The sequence below is a fragment of the Streptomyces africanus genome (assembly GCF_002150735.1).
In the GTDB taxonomy this organism is placed as follows: Bacteria; Actinomycetota; Actinomycetes; order Streptomycetales; family Streptomycetaceae; genus Streptomyces; species Streptomyces africanus.
The window spans coordinates 16,690-36,288 of record NZ_MUKA01000023.1 but is presented as its reverse complement, the minus strand read 5'-3'; the positions used below and the strand labels follow the sequence as shown (position 1 = coordinate 36,288).

Annotated in this window: 21 protein-coding genes; 12 read left to right on the top strand and 9 right to left on the bottom strand. The window is 71.6% G+C overall.

From position 1 onward, the window contains the following. Positions 1 to 4: 4 nt before the first annotated feature. From CCL05_RS03895 to CCL05_RS03885, 3 genes are read left to right on the top strand one after another with little or no spacing between them, the layout of a single operon-like run. Positions 5 to 769, top strand: a complete 765-nt coding sequence (locus CCL05_RS03895) for a LamB/YcsF family protein (protein WP_086559069.1) — start codon at positions 5 to 7, stop codon at positions 767 to 769. Beyond that, on the top strand, positions 766 to 1,395 hold the full coding sequence (locus CCL05_RS03890) for a 5-oxoprolinase subunit B family protein (RefSeq protein WP_086559068.1): 630 nt from the start codon (positions 766 to 768) through the stop codon (positions 1,393 to 1,395). The genes CCL05_RS03895 and CCL05_RS03890 overlap by 4 nt, the downstream gene beginning before the upstream one ends. Continuing rightward, entirely contained in the window at positions 1,392 to 2,282 is an 891-nt protein-coding gene (locus CCL05_RS03885) for a 5-oxoprolinase subunit C family protein (RefSeq protein ID WP_086559067.1), read from the top strand. The genes CCL05_RS03890 and CCL05_RS03885 overlap by 4 nt, the downstream gene beginning before the upstream one ends. Here the strand turns inward: CCL05_RS03885 and CCL05_RS03880 are convergent. After that, a complete protein-coding gene (locus CCL05_RS03880) occupies positions 2,242 to 2,685 on the bottom strand; it encodes a GNAT family N-acetyltransferase (protein ID WP_244204148.1) in 444 nt (147 codons plus the stop codon). The genes CCL05_RS03885 and CCL05_RS03880 overlap by 41 nt on opposite strands. Positions 2,686 to 2,982: 297 nt before the next feature. On the opposite strand from CCL05_RS03880, the gene CCL05_RS03875 reads away from it, so the two are divergent. From CCL05_RS03875 to CCL05_RS03865, 3 genes are read left to right on the top strand one after another with little or no spacing between them, the layout of a single operon-like run. Then, on the top strand, positions 2,983 to 3,198 hold the full coding sequence (locus CCL05_RS03875) for a hypothetical protein (protein WP_086559066.1): 216 nt from the start codon (positions 2,983 to 2,985) through the stop codon (positions 3,196 to 3,198). Positions 3,199 to 3,224: 26 nt separating this feature from the next. Continuing rightward, a complete protein-coding gene (gene recO / locus CCL05_RS03870; RefSeq protein ID WP_020273157.1) occupies positions 3,225 to 3,971 on the top strand; it encodes a DNA repair protein RecO in 747 nt (248 codons plus the stop codon). Positions 3,972 to 4,005: 34 nt separating this feature from the next. After that, positions 4,006 to 4,836 carry an isoprenyl transferase gene (locus CCL05_RS03865; RefSeq protein ID WP_086559065.1) on the top strand — a complete coding sequence of 277 codons (831 nt, stop codon included), beginning with the start codon at positions 4,006 to 4,008 and terminating at the stop codon, positions 4,834 to 4,836. A 61-nt stretch (positions 4,837 to 4,897) separates the two neighbouring features. Here CCL05_RS03865 and CCL05_RS03860 read toward each other — a convergent pair whose 3' ends face one another. The 4 genes from CCL05_RS03860 to CCL05_RS03845 are packed head-to-tail and all read right to left on the bottom strand — an operon-like array spanning position 4,898 to position 8,019. Continuing rightward, positions 4,898 to 5,314, bottom strand: a complete 417-nt coding sequence (locus tag CCL05_RS03860) for a Fur family transcriptional regulator (RefSeq protein ID WP_086559064.1) — start codon at positions 5,312 to 5,314, stop codon at positions 4,898 to 4,900. A gap of 58 nt (positions 5,315 to 5,372) precedes the next feature. Continuing rightward, complete coding sequence (locus CCL05_RS03855) at positions 5,373 to 6,275, bottom strand: metal ABC transporter permease (RefSeq protein WP_086559063.1); 903 nt, start codon at positions 6,273 to 6,275, stop codon at positions 5,373 to 5,375. Next, positions 6,275 to 7,042 carry a metal ABC transporter ATP-binding protein gene (locus CCL05_RS03850; protein WP_086559062.1) on the bottom strand — a complete coding sequence of 256 codons (768 nt, stop codon included), beginning with the start codon at positions 7,040 to 7,042 and terminating at the stop codon, positions 6,275 to 6,277. The genes CCL05_RS03855 and CCL05_RS03850 overlap by 1 nt, the downstream gene beginning before the upstream one ends. 20 nt (positions 7,043 to 7,062) lie before the next feature. Beyond that, a complete protein-coding gene (locus CCL05_RS03845; RefSeq protein ID WP_086559061.1) occupies positions 7,063 to 8,019 on the bottom strand; it encodes a metal ABC transporter substrate-binding protein in 957 nt (318 codons plus the stop codon). A gap of 184 nt (positions 8,020 to 8,203) precedes the next feature. On the opposite strand from CCL05_RS03845, the gene CCL05_RS03840 reads away from it, so the two are divergent. From CCL05_RS03840 to CCL05_RS03825, 4 genes are all read left to right on the top strand, one after another. After that, positions 8,204 to 9,586, top strand: a complete 1,383-nt coding sequence (locus CCL05_RS03840) for a glycine--tRNA ligase (RefSeq protein WP_086559060.1) — start codon at positions 8,204 to 8,206, stop codon at positions 9,584 to 9,586. A 151-nt stretch (positions 9,587 to 9,737) separates the two neighbouring features. Beyond that, the gene (locus tag CCL05_RS03835) at positions 9,738 to 10,742 is read left to right on the top strand and encodes an aldo/keto reductase (protein WP_086559059.1); all 1,005 of its coding nucleotides are present in this window, start codon (positions 9,738 to 9,740) and stop codon (positions 10,740 to 10,742) included. Positions 10,743 to 10,768: 26 nt separating this feature from the next. After that, positions 10,769 to 11,359: a TetR/AcrR family transcriptional regulator gene (locus tag CCL05_RS03830; RefSeq protein WP_086559058.1), complete on the top strand. Its 591-nt coding sequence runs from the start codon at positions 10,769 to 10,771 to the stop codon at positions 11,357 to 11,359. Positions 11,360 to 11,445: 86 nt separating this feature from the next. Continuing rightward, positions 11,446 to 12,312 carry a GNAT family N-acetyltransferase gene (locus CCL05_RS03825; protein WP_086559057.1) on the top strand — a complete coding sequence of 289 codons (867 nt, stop codon included), beginning with the start codon at positions 11,446 to 11,448 and terminating at the stop codon, positions 12,310 to 12,312. A 19-nt stretch (positions 12,313 to 12,331) separates the two neighbouring features. On the opposite strand, the gene CCL05_RS03820 is transcribed toward CCL05_RS03825, so the two are convergent. Beyond that, complete coding sequence (locus CCL05_RS03820) at positions 12,332 to 12,538, bottom strand: hypothetical protein (RefSeq protein WP_037669683.1); 207 nt, start codon at positions 12,536 to 12,538, stop codon at positions 12,332 to 12,334. Between the two features lie 116 nt (positions 12,539 to 12,654). After that, positions 12,655 to 14,088, bottom strand: a complete 1,434-nt coding sequence (locus CCL05_RS03815; protein ID WP_086559056.1) for an MFS transporter — start codon at positions 14,086 to 14,088, stop codon at positions 12,655 to 12,657. A 101-nt stretch (positions 14,089 to 14,189) separates the two neighbouring features. Between CCL05_RS03815 and CCL05_RS03810 the strand changes: the two genes are divergently transcribed. Then, entirely contained in the window at positions 14,190 to 15,131 is a 942-nt protein-coding gene (locus CCL05_RS03810) for an MmyB family transcriptional regulator (RefSeq protein ID WP_208641351.1), read from the top strand. On the opposite strand, the gene CCL05_RS03805 is transcribed toward CCL05_RS03810, so the two are convergent. Continuing rightward, positions 15,128 to 16,579, bottom strand: coding sequence for an MFS transporter (locus tag CCL05_RS03805; RefSeq protein ID WP_086559055.1), 1,452 nt, complete (start codon positions 16,577 to 16,579; stop codon positions 15,128 to 15,130). The two genes, CCL05_RS03810 and CCL05_RS03805, sit on opposite strands and share 4 nt — an antisense overlap. A 78-nt stretch (positions 16,580 to 16,657) precedes the next feature. On the opposite strand from CCL05_RS03805, the gene dusB reads away from it, so the two are divergent. Further along, the gene (dusB, locus tag CCL05_RS03800; protein ID WP_086559054.1) at positions 16,658 to 17,791 is read left to right on the top strand and encodes a tRNA dihydrouridine synthase DusB; all 1,134 of its coding nucleotides are present in this window, start codon (positions 16,658 to 16,660) and stop codon (positions 17,789 to 17,791) included. On the opposite strand, the gene CCL05_RS03795 is transcribed toward dusB, so the two are convergent. Then, a complete protein-coding gene (locus CCL05_RS03795; RefSeq protein WP_086559053.1) occupies positions 17,792 to 19,588 on the bottom strand; it encodes a sulfatase-like hydrolase/transferase in 1,797 nt (598 codons plus the stop codon). Positions 19,589 to 19,599: the final 11 nt, after the last annotated feature.

Here is a 19,599-nt window from a genome sequence, read left to right as displayed (position 1 = left end):
AGGGATGACGGACGTCGTGATCGATCTCAACGCGGACCTCGCGGAGGGCTACGGACGGTGGGTCCTCACCGACGACGAGGCCATGCTGGAGCTGGTGACCAGCGCCAACGTCGCCTGCGGCTTCCACGCGGGCGACCCCGGCATCATGCGCCGGGTCTGTGACACGGCCGTCGAGCGGGGGGTGCGGATCGGGGCCCAGGTCTCCTACCGGGATCTCGCCGGTTTCGGGCGCCGGGCCATGGACGTTCCCGCCGGTGAACTGGCCGACGAGGTCACCTACCAGATCGGCGCCCTTCAGGTGTTCGCCCGCGCCGCCGGGGCGGACGTCGCCTACGTCAAGCCGCATGGGGCGCTCTACAACCGGGTCGTCTCCGACCCCGAACAGGCCGCCGCCGTCGCGTCGGGCACCAGGCTCGCGGACTCCCGGCTGGCCGTGCTGTGCCTGCCCGGCTCGGCCCTGCACCGAGCGGCCGCCGAAGAAGGGCTGGCCGTGGTCGGCGAAGCCTTCGCGGACCGCGCCTACACCGCGGCGGGCACCCTGGTCCCGCGCGGCACACCCGGCGCCGTGATCAGCGACCCCCTTCAGGTCGCCCGGCAGGCCGTCGCGCTGGCCCGCGACGGCCGCACCACCGCACTCACCGGTGAGCCGGTACGGATCCGGGCGAGGTCGCTGTGCCTGCACGGCGACACCCCCGGAGCGGTCGGCCTGGCGCTCCGGGTCCGCACGGCACTGTTGGACGCGGGAGTCCGGCTGGAGGCGTTCGTATGAGACTGCTGCGGGCCGGGCAGGACTCGCTGCTCATCGATCTGGACGAGCCGGGCGAGGCTCAGGCCTGGCATGCCGAACTGCTGCGCCGCCGCGCCGAGGGCACCCTGACGCCGGTGCGGGAGATCGTGCCGGGGGAGAGGACCGTGCTGTTGTACGGCGTGCACGATCTCCCGGGCCTGGAGGCGGAACTGCGCCACTGGTCCGCTCCTTCCCGGGCGGCGGACAGCGGCGAGCTCGTGGAGATACCCGTCCGGTACGACGGTGCCGACCTCGGCGTGGTCGCCGAGCTGTGGGGCATGAGCGAGGACGAGGTGGTACGTGTGCACAGCGGCGCCGAACACCGGGTGGCGTTCTCCGGGTTCGCCCCCGGATTCGCGTACATGACGGGACTGGGCGAGCCGTACGTCGTGCCGCGCCGGGCGGAGCCGCGCACCTCGGTTCCGGCCGGGTCGGTGGCCCTGGCCGGCCACTACACCGGCATCTACCCCCGGAGTTCGCCGGGCGGATGGCAGCTGATCGGCAGTACCTCGGTGACGCTGTGGGACCTGGACCGGCAGCCGGCCGCCTTGCTCGTGCCGGGCACCCGGGTGCGTTTCGTGCCTGACTCCGAGGGGGCGGCGGCGTGAGTGACGGCAAGGTGGAAGTGGTGCGGGCCGGTGCGCTGACCACCGTCCAGGACCAGGGGCGGTTCGGTCACGCGGCTCTCGGCGTACCCCGCTCGGGCGCCCTGGACCAGCCGGCCCACCGGCTGGCGAACCGGCTGGTGGGCAACCCGGCCGACGCCGCCACCCTGGAGACGACGCTGACCGGCGTGGCGATCCGCGTCACCCGGCCGGTGACCGTGGCCGTCACCGGTGCGCCCGCCCCGGTGTACGTCGACGGCCGGCCGGCGGCCTGGGGCAGCCCCGTCCGCCTGCCGGCCGGCGCGGTGCTCGACGTGGGCGCCGCCACCTTCGGGCTGCGCGGCTATCTCGCCCTGAGCGGAGGCATCGCCGTACCTCCGGTCCTCGGCAGCCGCTCCACCGATCTGCTGTCCGGGCTGGGCCCCGCGCCCCTCAAGGACGGTGACATCCTGCCCCTGGGGGAACCGGCCGGTGCGGGCCCGCCGCCCCACCACCTGGCCCTGTGGGACGGGCCCCCGCGTGAACTGGTGCTTCCCGTGCTGCTCGGCCCGCGCGACGACTGGTTCACCGCCGCCGCCGTGCGCACTCTCGCGGCGGGCCGCTTCTCCGTGTCCCCCCACAGCAACCGCATCGCCCTGCGGCTGGACGGACCCGCGCTGGAACGGGCGGTGGACGGCGAACTTCCCAGCGAAGGCATGGTGCTCGGCGCGGTCCAGGTACCGCCCGACGGCAGGCCGGTGCTCTTCCTCGCCGACTCACCCACCACCGGCGGTTACCCCGTCATCGGCGTCGTCCCCGAGGCCCGGCTGCCCGCCGCGGCCCAGGCCCGGCCGGGCCTGCCCGTTCGCTTCACACCGCTGCGACACCGGCGCCCGGCGGCCGCAGCATGAAGACGTCGACCGGGTCCTGGGATTCGACCGTGAATCCATTGCGTTCGTAGAGGCGCCGGGCCGGGCTCCCCCGCAGGACGTTGAGGCGGACGGCCGTGCCGGTGGCGTCCGTCCCGCTCAGCAGGGTTCGCAGGACCGCCGAGCCGAGGCCCCGGCCCTGGACGGCCGGGGTGAGATAGAAGTGCTCCAGCCAGTGGCCGTCCCCCGACGGGCGCAGGGCCACACTGCCCGCGAAGGTGCCGGCCGCGAGGACGACCGATGTGTGTTCGGGGCGGAAGCCGTCCCGCAGGCGCTGCCGGACCCGGTGTGCGTCGTAGCGGCCCAGCCTTTCCAGGTCCGGGCGCATCACCACCGCCCGTAGTTCCGCGATCGCCTCGACATCGGCCGGCTCCGCGGCCCGCAGCGACCATTCCAGGTCTGTACGCCGGCCCGGCTCGGTCTTCTTTTTCGTCCCCGTACTCGTGTCCACGGCTCGATCATGCCCGAACCCCTTTGTGCTGCCCCGCAGTTGTAGGGCACAGACTCCTCCGGAGTGTAGACGCGGAGCGTCACCGCGAAGATGCGAAGAGTGAAACTCCGCAAGGAAGGGGAGCACGGTGGAGGCACGACACTCGGCGCTCTGCGCCGAAGAAGCGGAGGATGCGGTGAAAGAATTGCGGGCAGAACTCGCCAAGGTCCGGCGGCACGCGGCGGTGCCGCGATGAAGCCCCCGGTCGGCGCGTACGTCGTGGACACCCGCAGCGGCCGCATCGGCATCGTCATGGGGCATGAGGGGCCCTACGTACAGCTGAGGCCGTACGGCGGCGGCAAGGAGTGGGACGCCGACCCCGGTGCCGTCCGGCACGCCACCCCGGCCGAGCGGCTGCGCGCGGCGACGCAGTACGCCAACGCCCGCAGCAGGGGTGAGGTCCCTTGACACCATGACCCTGCGAGAATGGCGCCATGAGTCTGTTCCGCGACGACGGCATCGTGCTGCGCACCCAGAAGCTGGGTGAGGCGGACCGGATCATCACGCTGCTCACCCGCGGTCACGGACGGGTACGGGCGGTGGCCAGGGGCGTGCGCCGGACGAAGTCGAAGTTCGGTGCGCGCCTCGAACCCTTCTCCCACGTCGACGTGCAGTTCTTCGCCAAGGGCAGCGAACTGGTCGGACGCGGGCTGCCGCTGTGCACGCAGAGCGAGACCATCGCGCCCTACGGGGGCGGGATCGTCAGCGACTACGCGCGGTACACCGCCGGGACCGCGATGCTGGAGACCGCCGAGCGGTTCACCGACCACGAGGGGGAGCCGGCCGTGCAGCAGTATCTGCTGCTCGTCGGCGGACTGCGGACCCTCGCCCGCGGGGAGCACGCGCCGCATCTCGTGCTGGACGCGTTCCTGCTCCGCTCCCTCGCCGTCAACGGCTACGCCCCGAGCTTCACCGACTGCGCGAAGTGCGGCATGCCCGGGCCCAACCGGTTCTTCTCGGTCGCCTCGGGCGGTTCCGTCTGCGTGGACTGCCGGGTGCCCGGCAGCGTCGTACCCTCGCCGCAGGCCCTGGAACTCCTCGGCGCGCTGCTTACGGGAGACTGGGAGACCGCGGACGCCTGCGAGGCGCGGTACGTCCGGGAGGGCAGCGGGCTGGTGTCCGCGTATCTGCACTGGCACATGGAGCGCGGGCTGCGCTCCCTGCGCTACGTCGAGAAGTAAGCAAGGCAAGCAAGCACGAGGAGACGAGAAACACATGGCCGTACGCGGGATCCTGGGGCGGCAGCGCCGGGAGTACAGGACGCCGGAGCCGCACCCGTCCGGCGCGCGGCCTCCGAAGCTCGGAGAGCTCGTACCGCAGCATGTGGCGATCGTCATGGACGGCAACGGGCGGTGGGCGAAGGAGCGGGGCCTGCCGCGCACCGAGGGCCACAAGGTCGGCGCCGAGCGGGTGCTCGACGTGCTCCAGGGCGCCATCGAGATGGGCGTGGGCGCCATCTCCCTGTACGCCTTCTCCACCGAGAACTGGAAGCGGTCGCCGGACGAGGTGCGCTTCCTGATGAACTTCAACCGGGACTTCATCCGCAAGACCCGCGATCAACTCGACGAGCTGGGCATCCGGGTGCGCTGGGTGGGCCGTATGCCCAAGCTGTGGCGCTCGGTCGCCAAGGAGCTCCAGATCGCCCAGGAGCAGACCAAGGGCAACGACAAGCTCACGCTGTACTTCTGCATGAACTACGGCGGGCGCGCCGAGATCGCCGACGCGGCGCAGGCGCTCGCGGCCGATGTGAAGGCCGGGAAGCTCGATCCGTCGAAGGTCAACGAGAAGACCTTCGCGAAGTACATGTACTACCCGGACATGCCGGACGTGGACCTGTTCCTGCGCCCGAGCGGTGAGCAGCGCACCTCCAACTACCTGCTCTGGCAGAGCGCGTACGCCGAGATGGTCTTCCAGGACGTGCTCTGGCCGGACTTCGACCGCCGCGACCTGTGGCGGGCCTGCCTGGAGTTCGCCTCCCGGGACCGCCGCTTCGGCGGGGCCATCCCGAACGAGGAACTGCTGGCCATGGAGGGCAAGCAGCAGTAGGTCTCACCGGCCTCGCCCGGCCCGGCAGCCCCTCGAGCGGCGGCCGGGCCGCCCTGGTCCGCTACTTCGCCGCTGCCGCGCAGTCGGCGCACGTGCCGAAGATCTCCACCGTGTGGGCCACGTTCACGAAGCCGTGCTCGGCGGCGATGGCCTCCGCCCACTTCTCCACGGCCGGGCCCTCGACCTCGACGGCCTTGCCGCAGCCGCGGCACACCAGGTGGTGGTGATGGTCGTCGGTGGAGCAGCGGCGGTAGACGGACTCGCCGTCGGCGGTGCGCAGGACGTCGACCTCGCCGGCGTCGGCGAGGGACTGCAGGGTGCGGTAGACCGTGGTGAGCCCGACCGAGTCGCCCTTGTGCTTGAGCATGTCGTGCAGTTCCTGCGCGCTGCGGAACTCGTCGACCTCGTCCAGGGCCGCCGCCACGGCGGCGCGCTGCCTGGTGGCGCGGCCCTTCACGGACGGTCCAGCGGTCGTCACCGTTGCCTCCTCACGTCTGCCTTGCCCGGGCCATTGTGCCAGCCCGGGGCGGGGGCGGTCAGACGCCGACTTCGTCGGATGCCTCCCGGGTGGCCGGAATCGCGCACTCGGCAGGGTCGTGGGCCGGATCCGCGGCGCTCCGGGCGCGGGCGCGGCGCCGGGCCAGCGGGGCCGCCAGCGCCGTCAGCACGACGAAGGCGCCGATGGTCAGCAGCACGATCGTCGCACCGGGCGGGACGTCCTGGTAGTACGACGTGACGGTGCCGCCGATCGTCACGCTCACGCCGATGACGACGGCGATCACGAAGGTCGCGGCGAAGCTGCGGCCGATCTGCTGGGCGGCCGCGACGGGCACCACCATCAGCGCGCTGACCAGGAGCAGGCCGACCACGCGCATCGCCACCGTCACCGTGACGGCCGCGGTGATCGCCGTCAGCAGGTTCAGGGCCCGCACCGGCAGGCCCGTCACCCGGGCGAACTCCTCGTCCTGGCTGACCGCGAACAGCTGCCGGCGCAGACCGAGGGTGACCAGGACGACGAAGGCGGCCAGCACGCAGATCGCCGTGACGTCCGACTCGGACACCGTCGACAGGGAGCCGAAGAGGTACGACGTCAGATTGGCGTTGGAGCCCGTCGGTGTGAGGTTGATGAACATCACACCGCCGGCCATGCCGCCGTAGAAGAGCATCGCGAGGGCGATGTCGCCGCGGGTCCGGCCGTACCAGCGGATCAGCTCCATGAGGACCGCGCCGATGACGGAGACGAGGGTCGCCATCCACACCGGGGACCAGGTCAGCAGGAAGCCGAGACCGACGCCGGTCATCGCCACGTGCCCGATGCCGTCGCCCATCAGGGCCTGGCGGCGCTGGACCAGGTAGATCCCCACGGCGGGCGCCGTGATGCCGACCAGGACGGCGGCGAGCAGCGCCCGCTGCATGAAGGCGTAGTCGAGGAAGTCCATCAGCTCAGCAGTCCCGTGCGGATCGGTTCGGCGCCCGCGGGTGCGTGCGGGTGTACGTGGTCGTGGCCGGGCAGGGCGTGCTGCCCGACCGCCTTCGGGGGCGGTCCGTCGTGCACGACGCAGCCGTCGCGCAGGACGACCGCCCGGTCGATGAGGGGTTCCAGGGGGCCCAGTTCGTGCAGCACCAGCAGCACGGTCGTGCCCTGCGAGACCTGCTCGCGCAGGGTGTGCGCGAGCACTTCCTGGCTGGCCAGGTCGACCCCGGCCATCGGCTCGTCCATGATCAGCAGTTCCGGCTCGGAGGCCAGCGCGCGGGCGATCAGGACCCGCTGGTGCTGGCCGCCGGAGAGCGCGTTGACGGAGTCCTTGGCCCGGTCGGCCATGCCGACGAGCTCCAGGGCCTGCCGTACGGCCGTGTGGTCCGCCTTGCGCAGCACGCCGAAGCGGGCCCGGGACAGGCGGCCCGAGGAGACCACCTCGGTCACCGTGGCGGGCACGCCGCCGGCGGCCGTGGTGCGCTGCGGGACATAGCCCACGCGGTGCCAGTCGCGGAACCGCCTGCGGTCCGTGCCGAACAGTTCGATCTGGCCGGCACCGGTCTGCACCTGGCCGATGATGCTGCGCACGGCCGTGGACTTGCCGGAGCCGTTCGCGCCGAGCAGCGCGACGACCTCACCGTGGTGCACGGTGAGGTCGATGCCGCGCAGGACGGGGCGCGAGCCCAGGTCGGCGCGGACGCCGCGCAGGGATACGACGGGCTCGGTCATGCCGTCCTCCGATGGGTCGATCACTTCGCTCCCAGGGCTGCCTGAAGGGCCTTGAGGTTGGCTTCCATCACCTGGAAGTAGTCGTCACCGCGGGACTTGTCGGTGATGCCCTCGAGCGGGTCGAGGACGTCCGTCTTGAGCTTCGCGTCCCGGGCCAGGGTCCTGGCGGTCTTGTCGGAGACCAGTGTCTCGTAGAAGACGGTGGTGACGCCGTCGGCCCTGGCCTCCTGCTGGAGTTCCCTGACCCGGGCGGCGCTGGGCTCGCTCTCGGGGTCGAGGCCGGAGATGGCCTCCTGGGTGAGGCCGTAGCGCTCGGCGAGGTAGCCGAAGGCGGCGTGGTTGGTGAAGAAGACCTTGGTCTTCGTGTCCTTCAGGCCGTTCTCGAACGTGCTGTTGAGGCCGTTCAGCTTCTGGACCAGGGCCGCGGTGTTCTTCTTGTAGTCGGCCGCGTGGTCCGGGTCGGCCTTCTCGAAGGCCTTGCCGACGCCCTGGGCGACCTCGGCGTACTTCACCGGGTCCAGCCAGATGTGGGGGTCGCGGGCGTGCTCTTCCTCCTCGGAGTGCCCCTCCTCGCCCTCGTGGGCGTGCTCGGTGCCGCCGTGGTCCTCCAGGGTGGTCAGGGCGGCCGCGTCGATCTTCGTCTTGATGCCGGTCTGCGAGACCGCCTCGTCGACGGCGGGCTGGAGGCCCTTGAGGTAGAGCGCCGCGTCGGCCTCTTCGAGCTGTGCCCGCTGCCTGGTGCTGATCTCCAGGTCGTGCGGCTCCTGGCCGGGCTCGGTCAGGCTGGTGACGTTCGCGTGGTCGCCGCCGATCTGCTCGGCGAGGAACGCCATGGGGTAGAACGACGCGACGACGTCGAACTTGTCCGTGTTGCCCGAGGCCGCGCTGTCGCTGGAGCAGGCGGAGAGGGCACCGAGGCCGAGAGCGGTGGCCGCGCTGACCGCGGTGGCGGATATGAGGCGTCGTCGTACGTTCATGACACTCATTTTCATCAAATATGGAAACCGTTGTCAACAAACCAGCTGAGCGGGTTCCGGGGACGGGGTCTGGCGGTCGCGGGAGGGGGAGCGATTTGATTGAGGGGGCGCCCCCGCCGGTAACCTGAGTCATTCGCTGGAAGCAACTCGCTTCGTCGCCCGTCGTCGTAATGAAGAGAGCACCGTGGCCGCCGACAAGATCGACACCATCGTCAGCCTGAGCAAGCGCCGTGGCTTCGTATTCCCCTGTAGTGAGATCTACGGCGGTCAGCGCGCCGCTTGGGACTACGGCCCCCTGGGTGTCGAGCTCAAGGAGAACCTCAAGCGCCAGTGGTGGCGCTACATGGTGACGTCGCGCGAGGACGTCGTCGGTATCGACTCGTCCGTGATCCTGGCCCCCGAGGTCTGGGTCGCCTCCGGCCACGTCGCCACCTTCACGGACCCGCTGACCGAGTGCACCTCCTGCCACAAGCGGTTCCGCGCGGACCACCTGGAGGAGGCCTACGAGGCCAAGCACAACCGCCCGCCGGAGAACGGCCTGGCCGACGTCAACTGCCCCAACTGCGGCAACAAGGGCCAGTTCACGGAGCCCAAGCAGTTCTCGGGCCTGCTGTCCACGCACCTCGGCCCGACGCAGGACTCCGGCTCCATCGCCTACCTGCGGCCCGAGACCGCCCAGGGCATCTTCACCAACTTCTCCCAGGTGCAGACCACCTCCCGCCGCAAGCCGCCGTTCGGCATCGCCCAGATGGGCAAGTCCTTCCGCAACGAGATCACGCCCGGCAACTTCATCTTCCGCACCCGCGAGTTCGAGCAGATGGAGATGGAGTTCTTCGTCAAGCCGGGCGAGGACGAGAAGTGGCAGGAGTACTGGATGGAGCAGCGCTGGAACTGGTACACCGGTCTCGGCCTGCGTGAAGAGAACATGCGCTGGTACGAGCACCCCAAGGAGAAGCTCTCCCACTACTCCAAGCGCACCGCCGACATCGAGTACCGCTTCAACTTCGGCGGCAGCGAGTGGGGCGAGCTGGAGGGCGTCGCCAACCGCACGGACTACGACCTCGGCGCCCACTCCAAGGCCTCCGGCCAGGACCTCACCTACTTCGACCAGGAGGCCGGCGAGCGCTGGACCCCGTACGTCATCGAGCCCGCGGCCGGTGTCGGCCGCGCGATGCTGGCGTTCCTCCTGGACGCCTACATCGAGGACGAGGCGCCCAACGCCAAGGGCAAGATGGAGAAGCGCACGGTGCTGCGCCTCGACCCGCGCCTGTCCCCGGTGAAGGTCGCGGTGCTCCCGCTGTCCCGGAACCCGGAGCTCTCCCCGAAGGCCAAGGGCCTCGCCCAGGCGCTGCGCCAGCACTGGAACATCGAGTTCGACGACGCCGGCGCGATCGGCCGCCGCTACCGCCGCCAGGACGAGATCGGTACGCCGTTCTGCGTGACCGTCGACTTCGACACCCTGGAGGACAACGCGGTCACCGTGCGCGAGCGCGACTCCATGAAGCAGGAGCGCGTCTCCCTCGACCAGATCGAGGGCTACCTGGCGGCCCGCCTGGTCGGCTGCTGATCGCCTCTTCTGCGCACGCCGGTGCCGGGTTCCTCCGCGGAGGGGCCCGGCACCGGCGTTTTCACGCCTTTCGTCGTCGTCGCCACGCCGGGCACTGGGTGACAGCTGACAGATATTGAAATCTGTCAGCTGTCATGCCACAGTGGATGGCATGACGATGCGAACCCGACCCCTCGGAACCACCGGCCCCCAGGTCTCCGCCCTCGGCCTCGGCTGCATGGGCATGTCCGCGCTGTACGGCGAGGCGGACCGGGCCGAGTCCGTCGCGACCATCCACGCGGCGCTCGAAGCGGGCGTCACCCTGCTCGACACCGGCGATTTCTACGGCATGGGCCACAACGAGATGCTGATCGGCGAGGCCCTGCGCACGGCCCCCGCCGCCCGGCGTGAACAGGCCCTGGTCAGTGTGAAGTTCGGCGCCCTGCGCGGCCCGGACGGCGGCTGGTCCGGCTACGACGGCCGGCCCGCCGCCGTGCGGAACTTCGCCGCGTACTCCCTCCAGCGGCTCGGCGTCGACCACATCGACGTCTACCGCATCGCCCGCCTCGACCCCGACGTGCCGATCGAGGAGACGGTCGGCGCGATCGCGGAACTGGTCGAGAAGGGATACGTGCGGCACATCGGCCTCAGCGAGGTCGGCGCCGAGACGATCCGGCGGGCCGCCGCCACCGCGCCGATCTCCGACCTCCAGATCGAGTACTCGCTCATCTCGCGCGGCATCGAGGACGAGATCCTCCCCACCACGCGCGAGCTGGGCATCGGCATCACGGCGTACGGCGTGCTCTCCCGGGGTCTGATCTCCGGGCACTTCACCGCCGACCGGCAGCTCGGCGCCGGCGACTTCCGGGCGATGTCGCCGCGCTTCCAGGGGGACAACCTCCGGCACAACCTGAACCTCGTCGAGGCGCTGCGGAAGATCGCCGAGCAGAAGGGCGTCAGCGTCGCGCAGATCGCCATCGCCTGGGTGCTCGCCCGCGGCGAGGACATCGTGCCCCTGGTCGGCGCCCGCCGCCGCGACCGGCTCACGGAGGCCCTGGGCGCGCTGGACGTCTCGCTGGAGGCGGCCGACCTGGCCGCGATCGAGGAGGCCGTACCGCCCGGCGCCGCCGCCGGCGACCGCTACCCGGCGGCCCAGATGGCACACCTCGAGAGCTGAACCGGGCTCCGGGTACGGTCAGGGGCATGGCACCGACCAGCGAGATCCTGACCGCCGAGCGCATCCTCGAGGCGACCGAGGAGGTGCTGCGCCGGCACGGCCCGGCCAAGGCCACCGTGGTGGACGTGGCCCGCGCGCTCGGCGTCAGCCACGGCAGCGTCTACCGCCACTTCCGCACCAAGGCGGCGCTGCGCGAGGCCGTCACCAAGCGCTGGCTGGACCGCACGTCCGGGGAACTGGCCGGGATCGTCGCCGCTGACCGCGACCCGGAGGCCCGGCTGCGGGACTGGCTCGCCACGCTGTTCGCCGCGAAGCGCCGCAAGGCGGGCGAGGATCCGGAGCTGTTCGCCACGTACATGGTCCTCACCGGCGAGAACGGCACGGTGGTGCGCGAGCACATCGCCGACCTGACCGGCCAGCTGACCCGGATCGTCGAGGCGGGCGTCGAGTCCGGCGCCTTCGCCGCCGGCGCCGGCCCCGGGACGACCGCCCTGGCCCTCTTCCACGCCACGGGGCGCTTCCACGACCCCTGCTACGCCCGGGAGTGGGAAGAGCCCGGCATCGAGGCGGACTTCACGGCGGTCATGGACCTGCTGGTCCGGGCGCTGCGGGCCTGAGAGGACCGCCGTGCCGAGTGCGCCCCGGCAGGGAGAGGCACAGGATGGGAAGGGGTGGGTCGCCGCGCGGGGGCGCTGAGAAGGGGATGGCGATCGTGGATCTCATACTGCGTCCGGGCACCGCGGACGATGCCGCGGAGTGCGGCAGGATCTGCTACGAGGCCTTCGCCGGCATCGCCGGGGAGCACGCGTTCCCACCTGACATCCCGAGCCCCGACGTGGGTGTGGCGGTGATCGAGGGAGCCCTGACGCACCCCGGTTTCTACAGTGTCGTCGCCGAGCTCGACGGGCGGATCGTGGGCAGCAACTTCCTCGACGAACGCTCGGCCGTCGTCGGGGTCGGGCCCGTCACCGTCGACCCCGCCGTGCAGAACGCGGGTGTGGGCCGCGGTCTGATGCGGGACGTGATGGAGCGCGCCGACGAGCGCGGGGCGCCGGGCATCCGGCTCCTGCAGAGCGGCTACCACAACAGGTCGTTCTCGCTGTACGTCAGCCTGGGCTTCGTCCACCGGGCCACGGTGGCCTGTGTGCAGGGCCCGCCGATCGGGCGGGCGCTGCCCGGCTACGTCGTGCGGGAGGCCACGGACGCGGACCTCGGCGCCTGCGACGACGTGTGCCGGCAGGTCCACGGCGTCGACCGGGGCGGCGAGGTCGCCGACGGGCTCGAACAGGGCACCGCCCGGGTCGTCGAGCGCGCGGGACGCGTCACCGGGTACGCCACCGACCTGGCCTTCTTCGCGCACGCCGTCGGCGAGACCACCCCGGACCTCCAGGCCCTGATCGCGGCGGCCCCGCAGTTCGCGGGCCCGGGCATCCTGGTCCCCGCGAGCGACAGCGTGCTGCTGAGGTGGTGCCTGTCCAACGGCCTCAAGGTCGTGCAGCTGATGAGCCTGATGACCATCGGCCTCTACAACGAGCCCGACGGGGCGTACCTGCCCTCGATCCTCTACTAGGGCAAGCCCGTCCGGCCGTTCACGCCGCCGTCGGGTCCACCGTCGCCTGGTGGGCCTCCGCCAGGTGCTCCTCGGCCTTCAGCCAGGGCAGGAACTGGGCGCCTCTGCGCCAGCCGCAGGTGTCGCATCTGATGGTGCGCTGCACGCCCGTGCGCCGCACCCGCACGACATGCTCCCGGCCGTGCTGGTCCCAGCGGCTGACCTTGCTGGTGTCGCTCTGCGCCATGACGTCTCCCGCGTCCAGGAATCCGGCGGATCCGGTCCGCTCGCAGCAAGGAGTGTGCTGCAAGACCAACATCAACAGGGTTTTCCCGGACGCGAGTTATCAGGCCGTGAGATACCTCAAGCGACCGTGCGCGGCAGCCGGAGACTCAGCAGGCCGGTCAGCACCACTCCGGCGAGCTGCACCAGCAGCGTCGTGACCAGGGCGTCCCGCATGCCCATCCCCGGGACCAGGGACAGGAACAGCGTGCCCAGGGTCGCCACCCCGAGGGCCAGCGCCGACTGCTGAGTGGTGATCATCACGCCGCTGCCGACACCGGCGCGGGCGGCCGGCACCTCGGAGAGGATGACCCGGTAGATGACGGGGAGTTGCAGCGCCTGCCCCGCGCCCGCGACCGCCGCCCCCGGGAGCAGCTCGACGAAGCCGAGGTGCGGCCAGAAGCGCCAGGCGGCCAGTGCCATCAGCGCCAGGCCCAGGCCCTGGAGCGCGGCGCCCGCCGTCACCACCCGCGTGCCGTACCGGGTGACCAGCCGCGGGCCCAGCAGCGAGAAGACGAAGAACACCACCGCCAGCGGCGCGAGCGCCAGGCCCGCGGCGACCGGGTCGAGGCCGGCGCCCTGCTGCAACGCCACCGCGATCACGAACATGAAGCCGCTGAAGCCGATCGAGAACGGCAGCACCAGCAGCAGCCCGCGGCGCAGGGAGACGAGCGCGAACAGACTCGGCGGCACCAGCGGCGTCCGGCCCTCGCGGTCGGCCCGCCGCTCCACCAGGAAGAACGCCGCCGCCGCGAACGGGAAAGCCACCAGCGACAGCCAGGTCCACAGCGGCCAGCCCGCCGCCCGGCCCTCGGTGAGCGGGACGAGCAGCGTGAGGAGCGAGGCCGCCAGCAGGACCGTGCCCGGGACGTCGACCGGCTCCGGGCGCGTGGAGCGGGTCTCGGGGACCGCGCGGGCGGCCAGGACCAGCCCGGCGAGGACGACCGGCACGTTGACGAGGAACACCGACCGCCAGCCGGTCCCCGCGATGTCGGCGGCCACCAGGACCCCGCCGAGGATCTGCCCGGCCACCATGGACAGCCCGGCGGTGGCGCCGTACAGGCCCATGGCCTTCGCCCGCCGGGGGCCGGTCGTGGTCGCCTGGATGGTGGCCAGCACCTGCGGCAGCATCGCGGCGGCCGACGCGCCCTGTGCGACCCGGGCCGCGACCAGCGACCAGGCGCCGGGCGCCAGTCCGCACGCCAGCGAGGTCAGCCCGAAGGCGGCCATGCCGACGAGGAACAGCCGCCGCCGGCCGAACAGGTCACCGAGCCGTCCGCCGAGGACCAGCAGGACGGCGTACGACACCCCGTAGCCGGCGACGACAAGTTCGAGGACCGACTCGCTCGCGGCGAGGTCGGCGCCGATGGTGGGCAGGGCGACGTTCACGATGAAGAAGTCGATGAGCGGGAGTGCCGCGGCCAGCAGCACCGTGAACAGTCCGAGCCCGCCGAGCACGGGAGCCGGGGCGGCGGGGGAGCGGACGGGACGTGAAGTGAGGGATTCCGTGGTCACGTCATCAGCCTGCGGCGGCGCCCAGACTGGTACCAGAGTGTCCTTATCCTGGTAGTGACACCACCTGGAAACAGGGTCCGGGAGGCGGCAGGCTGAAGGGTATGACGACCATGGCCCAGGAGACAGCGGCCCACCCGCCCGAGGCGTCCGGCGACGCGGACGTCCGGCGGCACGAACTGGCGGCGTTCCTGCGCAGCCGCCGGGAGCGGATCGCCCCCGAGCAGGTCGGCCTGCCCCGCGGCCGCCGGCGCCGTACGCCCGGGCTGCGCCGCGAGGAGGTCGCCCAGCTCTCCGCGGTGGGCGTCACCTGGTACACGTGGCTGGAGCAGGCCCGGGACATCCAGGTCTCCGTCCAGGTCCTCGACGCGCTGGCCCGCGCGCTGCTGCTCGACCCCAGCGAGCGCGCCCACCTCTTCCGGCTGGCCGGGGCCGCCGACCCGACGCCGGCGACCACGTGCCCGTCGGTCACGCCGGCGATGCGGGCGCTGCTGGAGCAGGTCGAGCCGTTCCCGGCGTGCCTGCAGAACAGCCGGTACGACATCCTCGCCCACAACCGCACGTACGGGCTGCTGCTGTGCGACCTGGACGCGGTGCCGCCCGAGGACCGCAACTGCATGGTCCTGTCCTACACGCACGCCGAGTGGCAGTCGTCGATCGTGCACCTGGAGGAGACGCAGCGGCTGATGGCCGCGCGCTTCCGGGCCGCGATGGCCGGCCATCTCGCCGAGCCCGCCTGGACGATGCTCCTGAAGCGCCTGCGCACGGAGTCTCCCGCCTTCCGCGCGGCCTGGGACCGCCATGAGGTCGTCGCCCACCGCACCAAGCGCAAGGAGTTCCTCAACCGCCACGTCGGCCGCATCACCGTCGACCACGCGGACTTCTGGCTGACGCCGGGGACGGGCCCGCGGATCGTCACGTACGTCCCGGCGGACCAGGACTCGCGAGAGCGCCTGGAGAGGCTGCAAGCCATAGCGCTGAGCAGAGAGACCGACCGCCAGGGGCGCGGGGAACTGCGCGCCCGGCCCCAACTCACCCGCGGCTAGGCACGCTCCGCAGCTGCCACCACATCCCGCACCTCCGCCGCCTCCAGCCTCTCGGCCGTCCGCTCGGCGGTCCCCCGAGCCCACCGCCCACTGCTCACGGCCCCCAGCACCAGCACCGCGAACCCGCACGCCGCGATGATCCACCAGCCCGGCCGCGCGGCCGGCACGAACATCTCGCGGTACGGGGACGCACCCACGCCGGAGGCGAGCACCGCGCCCACCACCGCGACGCCGAGCGTCTGGCCGAGCTGACGGCTCGTCGAGGCGACGGCCGCGGCGACGCCCGCCTGGGCGCGCGGCATGCCGGAGACCGCCGTGTTGGTGATCGGCGCGTTGACGAAGCCGAAGCCGATGCCGAACAGGACGTACCCCGCGACGAGGGTGGCGTTCGAGGTCTCGGCCTCGAACGCGGCGAAGAGGATGCCGCTGACCGTCATCGCGCAGCCCGCGATCAGCAGCGGCACACGCGGGCCCCGGCTGCCGACCAGACGGCCGGAGAGCGGGGCGCACAGGAAGGTCGGGGCCGCCATCGGCAGCATCCACAGACCCGCCTCCAGGGCGTTCAGGCCGCGGACGTTCTGCAGGTACAGCGTGGACAGGAACAGGAAGCCGCCGAGTGCGGCGAACGCGCTGATCGCGATGACCGTGGCTCCGCTGAACGGCGCCGAGCGGAAGAAGCGCAGGTCGATCAGCGGCTGCGCGCGGCGCGGTTCGTACCACAGCAGTCCGGTCAGCGCGGCCAGGGCGACAGCGGCCGGCAGGGCCGTGGAGGTGAACGGCGTGCTCGGCGCCTCGATGATCGCGTACGTGAGCGTGCCGAACAGCGCGATCACCAGGAGCTGCCCGACCGGGTCCGGGCGGCGGGCCCTCGGTGCGCGGGACTCGGGGACGAAGCGCAGGGTGAGGAGCAGGGCCACCAGGCCCACCGGCAGGTTGATCCAGAAGATCGAGCGCCAGCCGACCGACTCGACCAGGAGGCCGCCGACCAGCGGGCCGGCGGCCATCGATATACCGACGACCGCGCCCCACACGCCGATCGCCCGGGCCCGCTCGCGCGGGTCGGTGAAGGTGTTGGTGATGATCGACATGGCGACCGGGTTCAGCATCGAGCCGCCCACGGCCTGCACCATCCGGAAGGCGACCAGCGCTTCGAGATTCGGCGCCAGGGAGCACAGCACCGAGCCGAGGGTGAAGACCACCAGGCCCGCCATGAAGACCCGCTTGCGGCCGATCCGGTCGGCCGTGGAGCCCGCGAGCATCAGCAGCGAGGCCAGGACCAGGGTGTAGGCGTCGATCGTCCACTGGAGGCCGGACGTACTCGCGTGCAGATCCTGCTGCATCGACGGCAGGGCCACGTTCAGGACCGTGTTGTCCAGGCTCACGATCAGCAGGCTCATGCAGCAGATCGCGAGCACCAGCATGCGGCGGCGGGGGCTGAGCTCAGGCATGGGCGCCATCGTACGCCGATTTCGATAGTGTGGCTAACTAACGACTTTTGCCATCTCATTGCACGGCACAATGGAGGAATGTCCACGCCCCTGCAGATCGGTCCGCACACCGTCCAGCCCCCCGTCGTCCTGGCCCCCATGGCCGGGATCACCAACGCGCCGTTCCGCACCCTGTGCAGAGAGTTCAGCGGCGGCAAGGGCCTGTTCGTCAGCGAGATGATCACCACCAGGGCGCTGGTCGAGCGCAACGAGAAGACCATGCAGCTCATTCACTTCGACGCGAGTGAGCGCCCCCGGTCCATCCAGCTGTACGGCGTGGACCCGGCGACCGTCGGCAAGGCCGTCCGCATGATCGCGGAAGAGGACCTCGCCGACCACATCGACCTCAACTTCGGCTGCCCGGTGCCGAAGGTGACCCGCAAGGGCGGCGGATCCGCGCTCCCGTACAAGCGGAACCTGCTGCGGGCCATCCTGCGCGAGGCGGTCAGCGGTGCCGGCGACCTGCCGGTCACGATGAAGATGCGCAAGGGCATCGACGACGACCACATCACCTTCCTCGACGCCGGCCGGATCGCCGTCGAGGAGGGCGTCACCGCCATCGCGCTGCACGGCCGCACTGCCGCCCAGCACTACGGCGGCACCGCCGACTGGGACGCCATCGCCCGGCTGAAGGAGCACGTGCCGGAGATCCCCGTGCTCGGCAACGGCGACATCTGGTCGGCCGAGGACGCCCTGCGGATGGTGCGGGAGACCGGCTGCGACGGAGTGGTCGTGGGGCGCGGGTGCCTCGGGCGGCCCTGGCTGTTCGCGGATCTCGTCGCGGCTTTCGAGGGGCGCTCCCAGGACATCGCACGACCCACACTCCGGGAAGTCGCCGACGTCATGGTCCGGCACGCCACGCTGCTCGGCGAGTGGATCGGGGACGAGTCGCGCGGCGTGATCGACTTCCGCAAGCACGTCGCCTGGTACCTCAAGGGCTTCGCGGTCGGCTCCGAGATGCGCAAGCGGCTCGCGATCACCTCGTCGCTCGAAGAGCTGCGGGCCGGCCTCGACGAGCTGGACCTCGACCAGCCCTGGCCCGCCGGCGCCGACGGGCCCCGGGGCCGTACGTCCGGCAACAACCGGGTGGTGCTGCCGGACGGCTGGCTCAAGGACCCGTACGACTGCGCGGGCATCGGCGAGGACGCGGAGCTGGACACCTCCGGCGGCTGATCAGCCCCCCGAGGGGTGCGGTGTGGAGCCGAACGCCGTGAGGAAGCGGTCGCGGAACGCGCTCATCTTCCAGACGGGGGCGTCACGGTCGGGCTTGAGGCCTTCCGTCCAGTTCCAGTCGGCGACCTTGTCGAGGACCTTCGGATCCTTCGCGACGATCGACACCGGCACGTCCCGGCTGGCGCGGTTGCCGCTGACCCGGGCGATGGGCTGGTGGTCGCCGAGGAAGACCAGGACGGTGTCGTCGGTGCCGTAGCGCTCCAGCCACTGGGTGAGGCTGGTGACCGAGTACTGGATGGACTTGCCGTACTCCTGCCGGGACTGGGTGGTGTCGGTGATGATGTCGGCGGCCTTCTTGCCGGACTTCTGGATGGCGTCGAAGACGGAGCCGTCGCCCAGTTCGTCCCAGCCGACCGTCTTCGGGATGGGTGCCCACGGCTGGTGGCTGGAGGTCAGGATGACGAACGACATCAGCGGCTTGTCGCGCTTCTTGCCGTGCACCCGCCGCTGGAACGCCTCCAGCGCGTACTGGTCGGGCATCGTCGACCAGCTGAACTTCGGGCCCTTGTAGCCCAGGTCGAAGGCGTCGTAGAGCTTGTCGAGGCCGTACCACTTCTCCTCCGGCCAGCCCTTCTGCACGCCCGGCATCACACCGACCGTGTCCCAGGCGCCGGTCTTCTGGAAGGCCTTGGTGAGGGTGAGGTGATCCCCCGCGGTGACCGTGCGGTAGCGGCGCTGGTTGTCGATCCACAGGCCGGACATGGTCGTGGAGTGGCCGAGCCAGCTGCTGCCGCCGTAGGTCGCCGAGGTCAGCCAGCCGCTGCGGGCGTGGAAGCCGGCCTTCGCCAGGGCCTCGGTGCTCGTGTCGAGGGTCCGGTCGACGCCGGGGGCCATGATCGGGTCCTCGACGGCGCTGCGGCCGTAGCTCTCGATGAACGTGAAGATCACGTCCTTGCCGCGCAGGTCGGGGAGGAGCTGGCCGGGCGGGGTGTTGCCGAAGGTGTCCGCCTTCGACTGCCGCACGAACGCCGCCTCGTCCCGCAGCGACTCCACCGTCCGCTGCGCGTGCACCCGCAGGGCCCCGGCCCCGCGCTCGGAGGCGATCGGACCGCCGAACAGCGTCAGGCCCAGCGCGGAGCAGGTGACCCAGACCGTGCCGGCGAGCAGGGCGCCCTTGGTCGCCCGGGGCCGGTGGCGGGCCAGCACGTCGCTGAGCCGGATCGTCGCCGCGACCATGACGGCCGCCACGAGCAGGACGAGCACGACCGCGCCGACGGCGGCGGCGGTCGCGACGCCCCCGCCCAGCGTGTCCTCGACGTACGCCTGCGCGTCCGGGAGCAGGTCCCAGTCCAGCGCGGCGTTGAAGCCCCGGCCCAGGTACTCGTTGAACCCCATGTCGAGCAGGTTCACCGTGGTCAGCGCGGTGAGACCGAGCCCGTACAGCACGGCCGCCACCAGCCGGGGCCGGCGGGGCAGCACCAGCATCACGACGGCCCCGACGACCGCCTCCGCCGGGATCCGCGCGAAACGGTCCGGCTCGACGGCGGGGAGGGTGTTGGGCAGGAGCAGGGCCCCGAGCACCAGGACGGCGGCGAGGGCGGTGGTGGTCAGGCGGAGGGCGCGGGCGGCCCGGGGGTGACGGGTGCGCCAGGCGCGGAGGTGAGCGAGCCGGGACCGGAGGGCGGGAGTCTCCACCTCCGCGGTGACGACCTCCGCCCTCTCCTCACGCTCCGTCCCGGACTCGTCCCCCGGGATGTCCGGCTGCGCTGACTGGCGGAAGCGTGTGAAGACAGGCACCCGAAGGTCCT